Origin of the sequence: Gordonia zhenghanii, from assembly GCF_021738965.1 — a bacterium.
GTDB lineage: Bacteria > Actinomycetota > Actinomycetes > Mycobacteriales > Mycobacteriaceae > Gordonia > Gordonia zhenghanii.
Genome location: NZ_JAKKOQ010000006.1, coordinates 88886 through 104127, shown reverse-complemented (window position 1 = coordinate 104127; position 15242 = coordinate 88886). Strand labels below are relative to the sequence as shown.

Sequence of the window (15242 nt, the reverse complement as noted above, 5' to 3'; positions counted from 1 at the left end):
TGGCTTCTCGACGCACGCGGCGCAGGTGTACGTCAGGCGACGAGACGCGGGACCGTTCGCACCATGACGACCATGACGACGAGTTCGACCAACGTCTGGGTGACGACGACGAGGGGCACCGGCCCGAACTCTGCAGGCAACGCCAGAACCAGCGGCAGGACGACCAGCGAGTTCCGAGTCACACCGCTGAACGCGACACTGCGCACGCCTGGTACGTCGAGTCCGGCGAGTCGCCCCGCGCCCATCCCGATCGGGACCATGACGACCGCGAACAGCACGTAGACGGGCATCAGGAGGGTCAGCGACGAGAACTCGTCCCGGACATCGGAGATCTGTGAGGCCACCACCACGGCGAGAGTCGATGCCATGACCGGCACCATCGCTTCGGCGACGACGTGCTCCACGCGGCGACCCCACCGAGTGCGCGCCGCGGCCCCTGAGTGAGTCCCGCGAGAACCATCGGAGCCACGACGATGAGAACGAACGCGCGGACGAACGGCCCCGCGTCGATCGTCGATGCCACGTCCGAACCGACGAACAGCCAGAGGTATGCGGGCAATGCGACCATCTGGACGAGCATCAACAGCGGGGCCGCCGCCAGCAGTCTGTCCGTGGCGCCGCCGGCGAGAGAACTGAAGACGATCACATAGTCGACACACGGTGCCAACAACACGAACAGGACCCCCACCAGCAGTGCTTGATCGTCTGCGACGATCCGCGACAGCGCGAACGCGACGACCGGCACTACGACGAAGTTCACGACGAACACCGCCGCGAGAAAGCGTCCGTCTCGCAGCGCCCGACCGATGCGGCCGAACGGGATCCCGAAGAACGTCGCGTAGAGCAACGTGACCAGCAAGGGGTCGATCGCGGCCGCCGCCGGCCCGCTCACCGAAGGCACGAGCAGCCCGACGACCGCGCCGAGCGCGAGGCCTGCGAGACAGATCGCAACCTGGTGCCGGTGAATCACTCGGCCGCCACCGACTCGCTGATGTTCAGCCGTGACGCACGGACCGCAGGCACCAACGCGCCGATCAGACACAACGACATGGCGAGCACGACGTACCAGGCCGAGGACCACAGCGGCGAGTACACGATCTCGATGGCTGTGGTCTCGGCGAGGATCTCGTCGGCCAGCACGTGCAGGCCCGTCCCCATCACGACGCCGACGACGGAGCCGACGATCGCGATCGCGCCGGCCTCGGCGAGCACCATGCGCGACACGAAACGTCGGGACGCCCCCATCGATCGCAGCACGCCGATCTCGCGGCGGCGTTCGAGGACCGACAGCAACAATGTGTTGAGCAGGGCGACGGCCGCGGCCGCCGAGACGATCCACCCGATGGCCACGGTGAACGCCCCGGACTGCTCGACGGTCTTCTGCGTCGCCGCCAACGCTTCCTGACCCGAATAGACGTGGACGGGAGCACCGCCCGCCCCGGGGTGCGCGTCGGCGACGGCGGCCACCGCCTTGCGGATCGCGGGTTCGTCCGCCCCCGGATCGAGTGTCACCTGTAGGTAGGTGTCGCCGGGCCGCTCGAACCAGTCGTGCAGCAGGTCCACCGACATGGCCGCAGTCCCCGAGTCCATCGACACGTAGTCGACGGTGTCGAGGACGGTGATCGCGTGCGGTCCGGTCGGCGTCGCCATGTCGATTCGGTCCCCGGCCTCGACATCGAGTAGGCGAGCCAAGGTGTGCGACAACAGGATTCCGTCACCGTCGAGCACAGCTCGCGCCGACTCCGGCGTCGCCTTTCGCAGGAACGGCGCCGACGCCCCTTCTTCGAGGCCTTGTATCAACGCCCGGGCGTCACCGATGTTGACGCTCGCCCACTGGCCGCCGACGACCTGGTGCACGCCCGGAATCGCCGCGACGTCGCGTCGGATCTCCGGCGCGAGGACCGGCCCGAGCGGCACCGAGTCCTCGTCCTGGGACGAGACGTACAGGTCGGGATCGGCGAGGCCGTCTAACGAACTGGAGATCGAGCCGATCATATTGGCGAGGGCGCCCGAGACACCGATGCCGACCGCCACGGCGACCGCGACCGTCATGACGGTGGCCCACGCTCGCCGGGGAGCGCGTTCGGAGTTGACGGCGCCCAGCCGCCCCGGACTGCCGAAGCAGTTCGCGACGGCCCGCACCGCAGCGACCAGGACCGGACTCAGCGCGAAGCACAGGACGATTCCGCCCACTGCGTACACCGCACCGGCCAGGATCGCAGGCCGCCCGTCGACGCCCGATACGATCGCCCACGACGCGATCACTCCCGCGACGCCGAGGATCCCGCACGCGACGAGCAGTCGCCGTGAGAGAGGTCCGGCGTCGGTAGCCTGCCCCTGCGACATCGCCTCAACCGGACTGACCGAGAACACGGTCTTCGCAGCCAGCGACGTCGCCGCGACACACGCGACGACGGCAGCCGCGACAGCGACCACCGGAACGTACGACGGCAGCGAATATGCGACGACCAGGCCCGCCGTACCGCCGTCCTGTGGCACGCGGCCGAGCGCCCAGCGACCGGCGAGGATTCCGACCGGTACGCCGAGGACACCGCCGACGACGCCGAACACCACGGCCTCGCCGAGCAGGTCCGCGGCCAGGTGTCTGCGCCGCCCGCCGAGAGCGCGGATCATCGCGATGCTCTGCCGCCGTGACGCGACCGCCATGTTCATCGTGTTGAAGATCAGGAATGCGGCGATCACGAGCGACACCATCGACACCAGGAGCGTCGAATCGCGCACCACCGATCCCGAGACCTCGGCCTGGCGTACGCGGAACTCCGGGTCGACGACGCTCGCTCGATCTCCCACGACCCGTTCGACGCCCTCGCGCAGCGCCGCCTCGTCGGCTCCCGGCTTCGGGACTATCAGCAGCGAGTCCACGGCTCCGTCCAACCCGCTCAACTCTTGAGCCAGTGGGAGGTACGCGAACACGAACCGGCCGCCGTTGAGTAGGTGCGACTGTTCACCGAGGACCTCGACGACGGTGACCGTTCGTTCGCCGATCGTGACCTCGTGACCTTTGCGCAGGCCCGTCGCGTCACCTGCGACGATCCCGTCGGCCAGGTCGTCGATTCTCACGCCGGAGTCGGCGTCGACGGCGTCGCGCAGTCCCTCCGACAGCGACGCCGCCCGATAATCGGAGCCGATCAGGACCATCGGATCGTCGGCGATCGTCACGGTTCCGCGGATCACCGGGACCACCGTGCGGGCCTGCGCGACGTCGCGGCGGAGTTCGCCTGCCAGGTCGGCGTCGACCCCGGAGTCGGCGATTGCCGCCACCTCGAGCGTCGCGTCACCGGAGACGGCCTGGGTGAAGTCGCGCACCGACGTGGTGAGCGAGCCGTACACGGAGAGGACGGCCACTAGGAGGGCAGAGGAGACGAGCACGACGAGCAGCGACGTCACCACGCGCAATCGGTGCGACGCGAGTTCACGCAGCCCGAGTACCCGCACACGCGTGACGCCTGCCAGCAGCGCTCGCACCTATCGGTCCGCCCTGTCGGCCCTATCAGTTCTGTCGCCCTTATTCACCCTGTCGGCCCTATCCATCCCGTCGACGACCCGGCCGTCCCGGACCGTCACCACGCGGTCGCAGACCTCGGCGGCGGTGCGGTCGTGCGTCACCATCAGGACCAGTCGGTCGGCGCCTTCGTGGGCGACGTCGGCGAGCAGCGCCAGCACATCGGCCCCGGTGTGCGAGTCGAGGTTTCCGGTCGGTTCATCGGCGAGAACGATCATCGGATCCATGATGAGGGCACGTGCGATGGCCACCCGTTGCATCTGGCCGCCCGACAGTTCCGACGGCCGGTGGTCGATCCGATCGCCGAGGCCGACACGCTCCATCAGTTCGACTGCTCGCGGTCGCGCCTTGGCGAGCGACTTCGAGTCCAGGAGCTTCGGCAGGGCGACGTTCTCCCACGCCGACAGCGTCGGGACGAGATTGAAGAACTGGAAGATGAAGCCGACCCGATGCCGCCGGAACGCGGACGCCGCATCGTCGTCGAGTCCGCCGAGATCCGTTCCGTCGACCCGGATGCTCCCCGAGTCCGGTGTGTCGAGGGCGCCTATGACGTGCAGCAACGTCGACTTGCCCGCCCCGGACGGTCCGACGACGGAGACGAATTGTCCGCCGTCGAGGGTGAGGGACGCGCCGTCGAGCGCGCGCACGGTCTCCGAACCCATCCGGTACTCGCGAACCAGATCGACGGCCTCGACAACGGGCACGTGCGTCCCCCTCCACTCACGCCGACGTTGGCATTCGGACCGGCGACTAGACCTGCGCCGCAGGCCCGTCGAACACCAACGTTACGAGACTTCTAGCCGCGCCAGACGCCCGACGCGAAGTATTCGGTCAGGAGTGCGGTCGGCGGCGCGAGGTCGAGCCCGTGGGCTGCAACCCAGTCGTCGTTGAAGTAGGTGTGATCGTAGCGGTCTCCGCTGTCGCAGAGGAGGGTGACGACACTGCCCGATCGCCCGTGCCGAACCATGTCGCCGAGGAGGGTGCACGCGCCCCAGAAGTTGGTGCCGGTGGAGCCGCCGACGCGCCGACCGAGGCGGTCGGACAGGAAGCGGGCGGCAGCGACCGACGCCGCATCGGGCACCCCGATCATCGCGTCGATCACCTGCGAGACGAACGACGGCTCCACACGCGGCCTGCCGATCCCCTCGATTCGGGACGCACCGGCGGACACGAGGGCTCCGTCACCCGTCTCGTACGCGGGCAGGAAGACCGAGTTCTCGACGTCGACGACAGCCAACCGCGTGTCGTGCTGCTGGTAGCGGAGGTAGCGACCGAAGGTCGCGGACGTCCCACCGGTGCCCGCCCCGACGACGATCCACTCGGGAACCGGGTGCGGCTCGCGAGCCATCTGCGCGAACACCGATTCGGCGATGTTGTTGTTGCCCCGCCAATCGGTGGCGCGTTCGGCCATCGTGAACTGATCGATGAAGTGGCCGCCGAGTTCGCGTTCGAGTCGTTGAGCGACCGTGTAGATCTCGGTCGGCGAGTCGACGAAATGACACATGCCGCCCTGAGCCTCGATCAACGCGGTCTTGCTCGGCGACGTGCCCTTGACCATCACCGCGACGAACGGGACGCCGATCAGCTTCGCGAAGTACGCCTCCGACACCGCCGTCGACCCGGACGACGCCTCGATGACCGTGGTGCCTGGCGTGATCCACCCGTTGCACAGCGCGTACAGGAACAACGATCGAGCGAGTCGGTGCTTCAACGAACCCGTCGGATGCGTCGACTCGTCTTTCAAGTAGAGGTCGACGCCGCCTGCAGGCGTGCGAGACCAATCCGGGAGGTCGACTTTCAGCAGGTGTGTGTCGGCGCTGCGCCGACCGTCGGCTTCGATGCGACGGACGGCGTCGGCCGTCCACGCTCGATCGCTCGAGCGCTCGACGACCCGCGTCTGGGTCACTTCTCGTCGCCTCGCAGACGCGACTGGATGTCTGCCTGGCGGGCGCTGCGCTCGGCGTCGACTCGCGCGATCTGATCGTTGACTCGCAGCCGTAGCGTCTTGAACAAGACCATTCCCAACGGGAGGGCGATCAGCACGCCGAACACCGCAGCCACGAGCACGGGGACGTCGACGCCCACCGCTTTGCCGACGAAGTAGATGATCGCGGCGAGAGCGACGACGAGCGCGAGTCGTGCCGCTGTGTACAGGAGGACTGCGACGGCGAGCGTCCCCATCGTGGCGGGCGCGTCCTGGTTCGACGGCGTGGATACGGAACGGTCTTCACTCATGGATTCCAGGATACGTGCACGTGCGGACTCGTTCTTCGCCCACCGAGCGGGCTCATCGGCCCGGGCGATAGGGACCTTAGTCCCCCGCCTAACGGACATTACGGTCTCTTTACTTACACCTGACTGTTCGAGCAACCACCCCAACTGCGTGTACAGATAGAACATGACCGGGCGACCGGCACCGTGCAGCCCGCCAGAGTCAACGGAACGTCACACGACATACAGGAAGGTCTCCCAATGACCGCAATTGCCGAGAACGACGAGCAGACCGGATTGATCACGCCAGCGCTGGCGACCCAGCACAACCTCACGCCGGGTCAGGTGGCCGCGATGTTCAACGTCAACCCGAAGACCGTCGCCCGCTGGGCATCCTCCGGTGTCCTCAAGTCGATCCGTACGCCGGGCGGCCACCGCCGGTTCCGCGAGGCCGACGTCGTGGCCCTCCTCAATCGTTCCTGACACTTCCTCTACTGTTCCGCCCCCGGAGACGGCAGGCGAACGACATTACGGCCACCTCCCTGGAGTTCCGAGTACCGTGGACTCGAAGGAGGTGGCCGTTGCCATGGGTTTTGTATTCGTCGCAGTTCTGATCTGCGCTATCGCGTTCGTGGGTTGGCGGCTCGTCGGCCTACAGCAGTCGTCGGAGCAGCCCGTCCCTGATCGCCGCCGCAAACAAGCACCGAAGGGCCCGGACGACGATCCGGACTTCCTGCGGAGTCTGTGAGAGTTCTGCGGCCGATCAGAGTCCGGCGTACGAGTGCAGACCCGAGACGACGAGGTTGATCGCGAACAGGTTGAACAGGAGCGACACGAATCCGGCGACGTTGATCCACGCCGCAGCGTTGCGCCACCCTGCCGTCGCCCTGGCGTGCAGGTACGCCGCGTAGACGATCCATGCGATGAACGAGACGGTCTCCTTCGGGTCCCAGCCCCAGAAACGTCCCCACGCCGACTCGGCCCAGATCGCGCCGCAGATGACACCGAGGCCGAAGAGCGGGAATCCGATCACCACGCACTTGTACGCGAGGCGGTCCAACGACTCGGACGACGGAAGGTGCCCGAGCAGTCGGCTCAGCCCTCCGGTGAATCCCTTCGCGGTCTCGTCGGCTTCGAAGTTCCACCGCTGCTTCACCAGGAACAGGATGCTGGCCACACCGGAGACGAGCAGGATGCCCGACGAGATCGAGATGATCGACACGTGGATCGCGAGCCAGTACGACTTCAGCGCGGGCACCACAGGGGCAGGCACCGTGTACAGGAACTTGCCCGCAATGAACATGAGCAGGACCACGGGCACCAGAACGAAGCTCAGCAGCGGACGCTGCTCGCGCCGACGCAGCACGACGACGCCAGCGACGACACACGCGATGCTCGTCAACGAGATGAACTCGTACATGTTGCCCCACGGAGCGCGATCGGTCGCCACTCCGCGCAGCACGATCGAGGCCAGGTGTGCGATCAGACCGACCCACACGACCGGGTAGGCCATGGCGCCGAGACGTTCGCCCGCGGCGCGGCGCGGCGCGGGACCTGCGACACGTCCCGGGACCCGGTCATCGGCGGAGGCCCCGACGCCTGCCCCGACGAGTTCACGTTCCTGAGCCTGCTCGATCTTGGCGAAGCGCGCCGACGCCAGCGATGCGAGGAACAAGATCATCGCGATCGCGTACACGGTGATCGCCGTGGCATAGAACCAGTCGGAGTACTGGCCGAGCGTCTCGTTGACGTACGCCGATTCTTCCATCAGTGATCCTTCTCCTCGAACTCGCGCGTCACAGTCGGGCGCGCTTGTCGGCGTTGGTCAGAAGACCTCGCGCCTGGTCGTCGAAGCCTTCGCCCCAGCCGGCCTGGTCGGTACGAGCCAGCCCGGCAACCTCTACTACAGTACGTCGGACTTCAGAGTTTTCAATACCGTCGTCGCCCTTGGCCGGCACCAGCCTCGCCCAGATCCGACGCCGGCGGATCATCAACGAGACCACCAGGCCGAGCACCATCGCGACCGCGGACACCAGGACCCACGTCTGTGCCGGATCATGCGACACCTGCACCGACACCCACCGCTGGTACCCGTCGAACGAGACCCGCGTTCCGTCTTCGAGCCGCACGTCCTTGCCGACTTCGAGGTTCACCGACGCCTTCTGATTGAGACGCCCCTGGTCGACGAGGCTCTGATCCAGCGAGTACACGTTCTGCGGTGTCCCGGAGTCGATGCCGGTGTCGCCCTGATAGACGCGGATGGCGACGGTCGGATTGGAGACGATCGGCGAACGCGAGTCGAGGAGACCGCCGTGACCGAAGGCCGGGTCCGGCGCGAACAGACCTTGGATCGCCACCTGATTCTTCCGGCGTTCGTCCGGGTTCGGGAACATGCCCGCGGGCGTCTCGAAACGCAGGGCGCCCTCGGACAGCATGGTCTGCGTCGACTGCGGCAGGAACGGCGCGGTCTGAGTCCGTCGGTCACCGTTCGGGAAGGTGACGGTGAACGTCGGCGCGAAACCGTTGCCGAGAACGTAGACGCGGTCGCCCGCGATGCGCAACGGCTTGTTCACCTGGACCGACGTCGTCGGCCATGTGTCGGGCGCCGATGCGACGTCGGTCGTGTACGCGACCTTCGCGTCGTACATGTCGGGCTGCCCGTTCGGCAGGAACGTCGCCGAGAAGTCGTCGACGCGGAAGCAGAACGGCGCAAGGCCGGTGCCGTCGACGAGTGCACCGGAGCGGAACGTGTCGTAGACGGCGGTCGAGGTGTTGCACAGCACCTGCTCGCCGTCGGCGACCAGGGTGCGCGACCCTTCGTAGCCGAACATCTTCCCGGTCGCGAGAGCGACGAGGAGGGCGAGCAGTGCGAAGTGGAAGACGAGGTTGCCGAACTCGCGGAGGTAGCCCTTCTCGGCCGACACCTCGACGGCGCCGTCGGGATAGCGCTCGGACGGCTCGACGACGCGAACCCGCTTGCGCCATCCCCGCAGGTTTCCGGTAATCGTCTCGGCGACCGACTCCGGGTCACCGTCGACGGTCTCGGTGATGTGTCGCGGCAGGCGGCCCAGGTTGCGCGGTGCGGTGACCGGCGGCGTCCGGAATGCCTTGTAATGCTCCCAGATACGGGGGGTGAGGCATCCGACGAGAGAGATGAACAGCAGGAGGTAGATCGCCGTGAACCAACTCGAGGAGAAGACGTCGAAGAGTTGGACCCGGTCCATCCATTCGCCGAGCGTGCCCTTGTCGGCGATGTAGGTGTTCGTCTTCTGTTCGTTGAGCTCGCGCTGCGGCAGCAGAGCTCCGGGGATCGCGGCGAGAGCGAGCAGGAACAGCAGTGCGAGCGCCGTGCGCATCGAGGTGAGTCCACGCCACGCCTTACGCAGCGGGGCTACCACGAATCGCTGAAGCGAGCTCTGCGTCGCACTCATACCGGCAACTCCACATCGTTCATCAGATTGAGTCGGAACCAGTCGACTACCTCGTTCCACATCCCGGTGACCAGCAGGACACCGACTGCGATGAGCGCGACGCCGCCGATGATCTGGATGGTGCGTGCGTGCCGTCGAATGAATCCCAGGCTCCGGACCGCCCACGCCGACGAGGCGGCGAGGATGAGGAACGGGATGCCCAGTCCGAGACAGTACGCGGTCACCAGGAGTGCGCCACGCCACGCCGACGGCCCCTCGGTCGCCATCGAGACGCTCAACACCGCGCCGAGCGTCGCACTGCTGCAGGGGATCCAGCCGACGGCGAACACTGCGCCGAGGATCGGTGCGCCGATCACATTCGAGTAGCGGCGCGGCGCCACCCGGCGGTCACGCTGCAGAAACGGGATCATGCCCAGGAAGACCAGCCCCATCACGATGGTGATGACACCGCCGATGCGCTGCATCAGTTCGAGGCGGTCGGTGTCCAGGAACACCGAAGTGACCCCGAACAGCGCTGCGGTCGCCAGCACGTACACGGCGGTGAAGCCGAGCACGAACAGGCCTGCTGCGCCGACGACACGCCAACGGCCTGCCTTGCGGTCCTCGCCGACCGACACCGCCGGAGCCTCGGCTCCGACGAGTCCGGCCAGATACGAGAGGTAGCCGGGTACGAGGGGAACCACGCACGGCGACGCGAACGACACGAAGCCGGTGATCACGCACGCCCCGAGGGCGAGCAGCAGCGGTCCGGAGACGACGGTCGTGGCGAACGAGTCGCCGACGTCGGCCAGGTTGGTCTCGATCATCGGGGCGGCTGCTCGTTCGCCACGTCGAGCACCGCTGCGGTCAGCTCCTTCTCGGTGATCGCCTTGAGGAAGACTTTCGCCGGACGATGCTGCCGGTCGAGGACCACCGTCGTCGGGACGGCGCCGACGGGCACCCCGAGAGCCGCGAGCGACGCGCCGCCGTAGTCGTACATCGACCGGTAGCTCACCTTGTTGTCGCTGAAGAAGTCCTGGGCGTTCGACTTGCTGTCGCGGAAGTCGATGCCGAGGAACGTCACGCCCTCGTTCTTGGTCTTCTGATAGACGGCCTCGAGTTCGGTGAACTCCTTACGGCACGGAGCACACCAGGACGCCCACACGTTGACGACGACGACCTGGTCCTTGAACTCCGCGAGGTCGATGTCCTCACCGGTCAGCAGGTCGGGGGCGGTCACATCGCCTGCGGCCTTGCGCTCGCTCTCGGGGTACGCGATGACGAGTTTTCCGTCCGGCGACACGAACTGGTTGCTCTGGTTCTGCGCGACGGCGTCGTCGCCGGTACTGCACGCGGTGACCAGTCCGACGGATGCGATCACCGCGAGGGCGGCGACCCACACCCGGTGCGGACGTCGCATCCCGCTCACGCTCCGGTGAGGCGCGGGTCGGAGGCGCCTGCAGGTTCCGAGTACACGATGTCGACGAGCTCGTCATCGTCGTAGACGAGGCTGGTCAGCGATGCGAGCGAGCACTGGCGGATCCGCGGATCGTGCCAGAGGCGGCGGCCTTCGAGGAATCGGCGCAGTGTGTACACCGGCAACTGGTGGCTCACGCACACCGCTTCGTGGCCGCGCGCCGCGTCGCGTGCCTCGTTCGCCGAGGCGAGCATTCGGTGAGCGATGTTGATGTACGGCTCGCCCCACGACGGGGTGAACGGGTTGCGCAGCTTGGGCCAGTGCCGTGGCTGGCTGAGCGCGCCGTCGCCGACGGCGACGCGCAGCCCCTCGAACTGGTTGCCAGCTTCGATCAGGTTGTCGATGGTCTCGGTCTTGAGACCGTGCGATGCCGAGATCGGGGCAGCTGTCTCCTGCGCGCGTTGCAGAGGGGACGCGAACACGTGCGTGATGTCGTGGTCGTCGAGCGCGCCTGCGACCCGCTCGGCCTGGTCTCGTCCGTTGTCGGCGAGCCGGAATCCGGGGAGGCGGCCGTACAGGATGCCCTCGGGGTTGTGGACTTCGCCGTGGCGCAGCATGTGGACGATCGTCTTCATCGGTCTCCCTCTCCGGGTGCGACGGCGGCGGCCGCGGCTGCGGCAGCCGCGGGCAGGGCTTCGGCGATCTTCGAGAACGCGGCGTCGTCGAGTGCCGCGGACACGAACCAGGCTTCGAAAGCGCTCGGCGGCGGGTAGACGCCGCGTTCGAGCAGTGCGTGGAAGAACGGGGCGAACCGCCACGTCTGTGACGCCTGGACGCCCGCGTAATCGGTGAGCGGATCGGCGGACTCGGTGAACGCGAAGCTCACCAAGTTGCCTGCCTTCTGCACCTGGTGGGCGACCGACGCCTCGGCGAGCGCATCGCTGACGAGTCCCGCGAGCCGGTCGGCGTTCACGTCGAGCCGCTCGTAGACCTCGGCGGTCGCGTTGCGCAGCGTGGCGAGCCCGGCGGCGACGGCGACCGGATTCCCGGACAGCGTGCCCGCCTGGTAGACGGGCCCGGTGGGGGCGAGGTGCTCCATGATGTCGGTGCGCCCGCCGAACGCCGCAGCGGGCAGGCCGCCGCTCATCACTTTGCCGAATGTGTAGAGGTCGCCCGCGACGCCGTCGACGCCGTAGAAGCCTGCCGGACTCACTCGGAACCCGGTCATCACCTCATCCATGATCAGGAGCGCGCCGTGCCGCGCAGTGACTGCGCGGAGTCCCTCGTTGAAGCCCGGCTGGGGCGCGACAGCGCCCATGTTGCCCGCTGCGGCCTCGGTGATGACCGCGGCGATGTCGTCGCCGTGCTCGGCGAACGCCGCCTCGACGGCCGCCAGGTCGTTGTACGGGAGGACGAGCGTGTCGTGGGCTGCGGCACCGGTCACGCCCGGGGACGTCGGGAGGCCGAGTGTCGCGACGCCCGATCCGGCGTCGGCGAGGAGGGCGTCGACGTGACCGTGATAACACCCGGAGAACTTCACGATCTTGCTGCGACCGGTGAATCCGCGCGCCAGACGCACCGCCGACATCGTCGCCTCAGTGCCCGAGTTCACGAGGCGGACGCGCGCGACGGGGTCGACTCGATCGATGATCTCTTCGGCGAGTTCGATCTCGCCGACCGTCGGCGCGCCGAACGACAAGCCGCCGAGAGCAGCGCTTCGGACAGCGTCCACGACGGCCGGATGAGCGTGGCCGAGAATCATCGGGCCCCACGAACACACCAGGTCGACGTACTGATTTCCGTCGACATCGGTCAGCGTGCACCCGGATGCCTCGGAGATGAAACGGGGGGTGCCGCCGACCGCGGAGAACGCGCGGACCGGGGAGTTGACCCCACCCGGAACGGCTAGTGCGGCGCGGGCGAACAGTTCGTCACTGCGCGCCGTGTTCGGACCGGGGATGTTCGCTGAGACGGCCATGGCTTCCAGTGTCCCAAAAGCTACCCGCTCGGCCCAATCGCCAAAGGTTCGTCTCAGGTTCGCCCGGCCCGTACGGCCCTACGATCCGAGGGCCTCATCGACGGCGTCGGCCAGTGCGCGCTGGCCCGCCTCGTTCGGATGCATGGTGACTCGGGCCGTCGTCCCGGTCATCGGTTCGATCCAGCGGACGTCGTCGGCTGCGCACGCGTCGTGTCCGTCCGAACGCTGCGCCATGTCGACGAACCTCGCACCGGTCGCGTCCGCAGCCTTCTCGATCGCGCTGTTCAGACGCGCCTGGACGCCCCGCACGAATGCGATGTCGCCGTCGGCGATCCGGACCGACGGACGGCACGACTGTTCCCGGGGTACCAGCCACGGATAACCTGCGACGACGATGCGGGCGCGGGGTGCACGAACGGCGATGTCGCGCAGAGCCTGTTCGACGGCCGGCTCGATCGCGTCGTCGACGGCCCGAGTCGGCGCGCGCCCGAGTTCGGCGCGGCACGGCGCACCCTTCTGGTCCGACGGCTCGACGCGGGCGCAGACGCCGATGAGCGTCGAGTAGAGAGTCGCATCGTTTCCACCGAGCATGAGCGTCACGAGGTCGGTGTCCGGGGTCACCGCGTCCAACTGCGGTCCGACGCCCTCGTACTGTCCCTCGTAGAGGCTCTTCGTCCACGCACCCGCGCACGACACGTCCGTCAGTCGGTAGTCGTGACGCGCGGCGACGAGCTGACCGAAGTTGACCGACGACTGTTGGCAGGTGAACTGCGCACCGTCCACCAACGGTTCAGTGCCCGCACCGGACGCGAAGCTGTCGCCCAGATGGACTTGGTGGCGCTGCGGCTCCTGCGCTGTATGCGACGGCTCCCGATCTGCTCGCCACCACACGACGCCCGCAGCGACGACCAGGATGACGACGACCGCCGCGACCAGCGACCTCTTGCTTCGGTCACGCACCTGTCGACGACGCTCCCGTGGGCGGCAGCCCCATCGCGACCGCGAGTTGTGCCTCGGTGAGTTCGGTGCGGAACCGGTCGACGTCGCGGGCCCACGCCTGTGCGAGCTTGCCGTCGGCCAGCTTCACGCCGATGCCCTTACGTCGTCGAGGCACTGCGTGGAGTTCGCCGAGCGCAGGCGCGGCCTCCCAGTTCTGGGCTTCGGTCCCGGTGTTCTCCGGGTAGATCTTCACGATGTCGGCGAGGTCGATGACACGTGTCCCCTGTCGCAGGGTCTCCTCGGTGAGTCGCACCGAGACGTGCCTGCGCGCCGCGACCACCTGCATGATCGAGAATCCGATGAGGATCACCCCGAAGATCGTCAGGACCTCCCAGTGGATGCGGCCGCCGCCCGCGATCTCCAACGCCAGAGTCAAAGCCAGCATCACCGGACCGATCGCGATGATCCACTTGCTGCCGCCCTCCTCGTAGAAGAGGGTCTCGCCGCGCTCGGGGACCGCCCACTCGCTTTTCGCGCCGGCATCCTCGCTTCCGGTCGGCTCGTCCCCGTTCGGGTCATCCCCGTCGAGTTCCTCAGCGACATCGGCCGTCTCGTCGAGCCCGTCAGGCCCGTCGATCTCGTCGTGCTCACCGCTCACGCGGCACCGCCGTCGCCGGACGACTGCCGACCCGAGGATTCGTGACCGGACGATTCGTCACCGGAGCCGGTCCGCCCGCCCACGGTCGGCGCAGAACCGCTCTGCGGGCCGCAGTCTCCGTCGAGCTGGCATTTGAACCAGGCGTCCGACACTGGCCGATAGGCGAGCACCGATCCGCCGAGGCCGATCACCGCGACCACGAGGACGATGGCCAGACCCGGACTCTGGAAACCGATCGTCAACGGAAGCAGCAGTGCCACGATCACACAGGTCAGTGCCGACAGCGACGAACGCCACTGCAGTTCGCCCCGGTACGTCTTGGCTCCGAGGAGGAAGTACGCGACACCGATGAGCACGATCAGGACGCCGATCGCCAACGGACCGAACTCGAGGCCTACGGAGACCGAGTGGTCGATGATGGTCAGGATACCCAGAGCGATGAGCAGTGCGCCCGAGATCATCCACAGTCGCAGGGCCCAGCCCACCAGGGACGGCCGGTCATCAGGGTTCGGCTTGTCTTCCCGCAGCCGGGTTCTGAACTCGATCATCCTCGCACGCCACCGTTCTGTCGCTTGTGGTCTCGCCAGACTGCCATGTCTCGGCAGTAGGCCGCGGTGTCTTTGTTCATCAACGCGACGAGCACGCCGATCGCGGCGACGCCGCCGATGATGCTGAACACGCCGGACCACGCCGGCGCCGAGACGCCCTCACCGGAATCGCTGTCGCCGAACATGGACAGCACGCTGAACACCAGTTCCACGGCGAGGAAGGCGCTGAACACACCGAGTACTTGGCGAGCCCAGTTCCGCCCGTCCCAGAAGAACTTCAGCACCGTCAGAGCGATCGCCGTCACGATCACGCAGACCAGGACCATCGACAGGACGGCCATCGTAGTCGGCGACGCGGGCATCTCCTGCCCCTGCTGTTCGGCCATGTCGTTGAGGACTGTGCGGGACTGATCCAGCACCACCGGATACTGGGCGACGGCGGCGATCAACTGTGCGACGATCACCGCGCACCAGAGTTCGACGGCCAGTCTCACACTGTCGGGTCTGGTCGGCACGTCCGGTGCGCCGGGATCGGGGGTGGTCATGATTCCAGGGTAA

At 67.4% G+C, this 15242-nt stretch carries 18 protein-coding genes; 2 read left to right on the top strand and 16 right to left on the bottom strand.

What is annotated here, in order from left to right; genetic code table 11:
• Nucleotides 1-32 precede the first annotated feature (32 nt).
• The 6 genes from L5G32_RS19355 to L5G32_RS07240 form a co-directional block, all read right to left on the bottom strand.
• Nucleotides 33-368, bottom strand: coding sequence for a hypothetical protein (locus tag L5G32_RS19355; protein ID WP_308192022.1), 336 nt, complete (start codon nt 366-368; stop codon nt 33-35).
• Nucleotides 299-970 carry a bile acid:sodium symporter gene (locus tag L5G32_RS19350; RefSeq protein ID WP_308192021.1) on the bottom strand — a complete coding sequence of 224 codons (672 nt, stop codon included), beginning with the start codon at nt 968-970 and terminating at the stop codon, nt 299-301. Before L5G32_RS19350 ends, L5G32_RS19355 begins: the two co-directional genes overlap by 70 nt.
• Entirely contained in the window at nt 967-3486 is a 2520-nt protein-coding gene (locus tag L5G32_RS07255) for an ABC transporter permease (RefSeq protein ID WP_237010362.1), read from the bottom strand. Before L5G32_RS07255 ends, L5G32_RS19350 begins: the two co-directional genes overlap by 4 nt.
• Complete coding sequence (locus L5G32_RS07250; protein ID WP_237010624.1) at nt 3487-4185, bottom strand: ABC transporter ATP-binding protein; 699 nt, start codon at nt 4183-4185, stop codon at nt 3487-3489.
• Between the two features lie 134 nt (nt 4186-4319).
• On the bottom strand, nt 4320-5429 hold the full coding sequence (gene cds1 / locus L5G32_RS07245) for an L-cysteine desulfhydrase Cds1 (protein WP_237010361.1): 1110 nt from the start codon (nt 5427-5429) through the stop codon (nt 4320-4322).
• Nucleotides 5426-5758 (bottom strand): DUF4229 domain-containing protein, encoded by a 333-nt coding sequence (locus tag L5G32_RS07240; RefSeq protein WP_237010360.1) that lies wholly within the window; start codon nt 5756-5758, stop codon nt 5426-5428. The genes cds1 and L5G32_RS07240 overlap by 4 nt, the downstream gene beginning before the upstream one ends.
• A gap of 237 nt (nt 5759-5995) precedes the next feature.
• Between L5G32_RS07240 and L5G32_RS07235 the strand changes: the two genes are divergently transcribed.
• Nucleotides 5996-6217, top strand: coding sequence for a BldC family transcriptional regulator (locus L5G32_RS07235; protein ID WP_237010359.1), 222 nt, complete (start codon nt 5996-5998; stop codon nt 6215-6217).
• Nucleotides 6218-6320: 103 nt separating this feature from the next.
• On the top strand, nt 6321-6482 hold the full coding sequence (locus L5G32_RS07230) for a hypothetical protein (RefSeq protein WP_237010358.1): 162 nt from the start codon (nt 6321-6323) through the stop codon (nt 6480-6482).
• A gap of 15 nt (nt 6483-6497) precedes the next feature.
• On the opposite strand, the gene ccsB is transcribed toward L5G32_RS07230, so the two are convergent.
• The 10 genes from ccsB to L5G32_RS07180 all read right to left on the bottom strand — a co-directional run bounded on the left by ccsB (nt 6498) and on the right by L5G32_RS07180 (nt 15229).
• Entirely contained in the window at nt 6498-7502 is a 1005-nt protein-coding gene (gene ccsB / locus L5G32_RS07225) for a c-type cytochrome biogenesis protein CcsB (RefSeq protein WP_237010357.1), read from the bottom strand.
• 28 nt (nt 7503-7530) lie between these two features.
• Nucleotides 7531-9165, bottom strand: coding sequence for a cytochrome c biogenesis protein ResB (gene resB, locus L5G32_RS07220; protein ID WP_237010356.1), 1635 nt, complete (start codon nt 9163-9165; stop codon nt 7531-7533).
• A complete protein-coding gene (locus L5G32_RS07215; RefSeq protein WP_237010355.1) occupies nt 9162-9971 on the bottom strand; it encodes a cytochrome c biogenesis CcdA family protein in 810 nt (269 codons plus the stop codon). Before L5G32_RS07215 ends, resB begins: the two co-directional genes overlap by 4 nt.
• Nucleotides 9968-10564, bottom strand: coding sequence for a TlpA family protein disulfide reductase (locus tag L5G32_RS07210; protein ID WP_237010354.1), 597 nt, complete (start codon nt 10562-10564; stop codon nt 9968-9970). Before L5G32_RS07210 ends, L5G32_RS07215 begins: the two co-directional genes overlap by 4 nt.
• A gap of 5 nt (nt 10565-10569) precedes the next feature.
• Nucleotides 10570-11196 carry a histidine phosphatase family protein gene (locus L5G32_RS07205; RefSeq protein ID WP_237010353.1) on the bottom strand — a complete coding sequence of 209 codons (627 nt, stop codon included), beginning with the start codon at nt 11194-11196 and terminating at the stop codon, nt 10570-10572.
• The gene (gene hemL, locus L5G32_RS07200) at nt 11193-12539 is read right to left on the bottom strand and encodes a glutamate-1-semialdehyde 2,1-aminomutase (protein WP_237010352.1); all 1347 of its coding nucleotides are present in this window, start codon (nt 12537-12539) and stop codon (nt 11193-11195) included. The genes L5G32_RS07205 and hemL overlap by 4 nt, the downstream gene beginning before the upstream one ends.
• A gap of 78 nt (nt 12540-12617) precedes the next feature.
• Nucleotides 12618-13499: an SGNH/GDSL hydrolase family protein gene (locus L5G32_RS07195; protein WP_237010351.1), complete on the bottom strand. Its 882-nt coding sequence runs from the start codon at nt 13497-13499 to the stop codon at nt 12618-12620.
• Entirely contained in the window at nt 13492-14136 is a 645-nt protein-coding gene (mce1N, locus tag L5G32_RS07190) for a transport-regulating membrane protein Mce1N (RefSeq protein WP_237010350.1), read from the bottom strand. Before mce1N ends, L5G32_RS07195 begins: the two co-directional genes overlap by 8 nt.
• Nucleotides 14133-14684, bottom strand: a complete 552-nt coding sequence (locus L5G32_RS07185) for a hypothetical protein (protein WP_237010349.1) — start codon at nt 14682-14684, stop codon at nt 14133-14135. The genes mce1N and L5G32_RS07185 overlap by 4 nt, the downstream gene beginning before the upstream one ends.
• The gene (locus L5G32_RS07180) at nt 14681-15229 is read right to left on the bottom strand and encodes a hypothetical protein (protein ID WP_237010348.1); all 549 of its coding nucleotides are present in this window, start codon (nt 15227-15229) and stop codon (nt 14681-14683) included. Before L5G32_RS07180 ends, L5G32_RS07185 begins: the two co-directional genes overlap by 4 nt.
• Between the last annotated feature and the right edge of the window lie 13 nt (nt 15230-15242).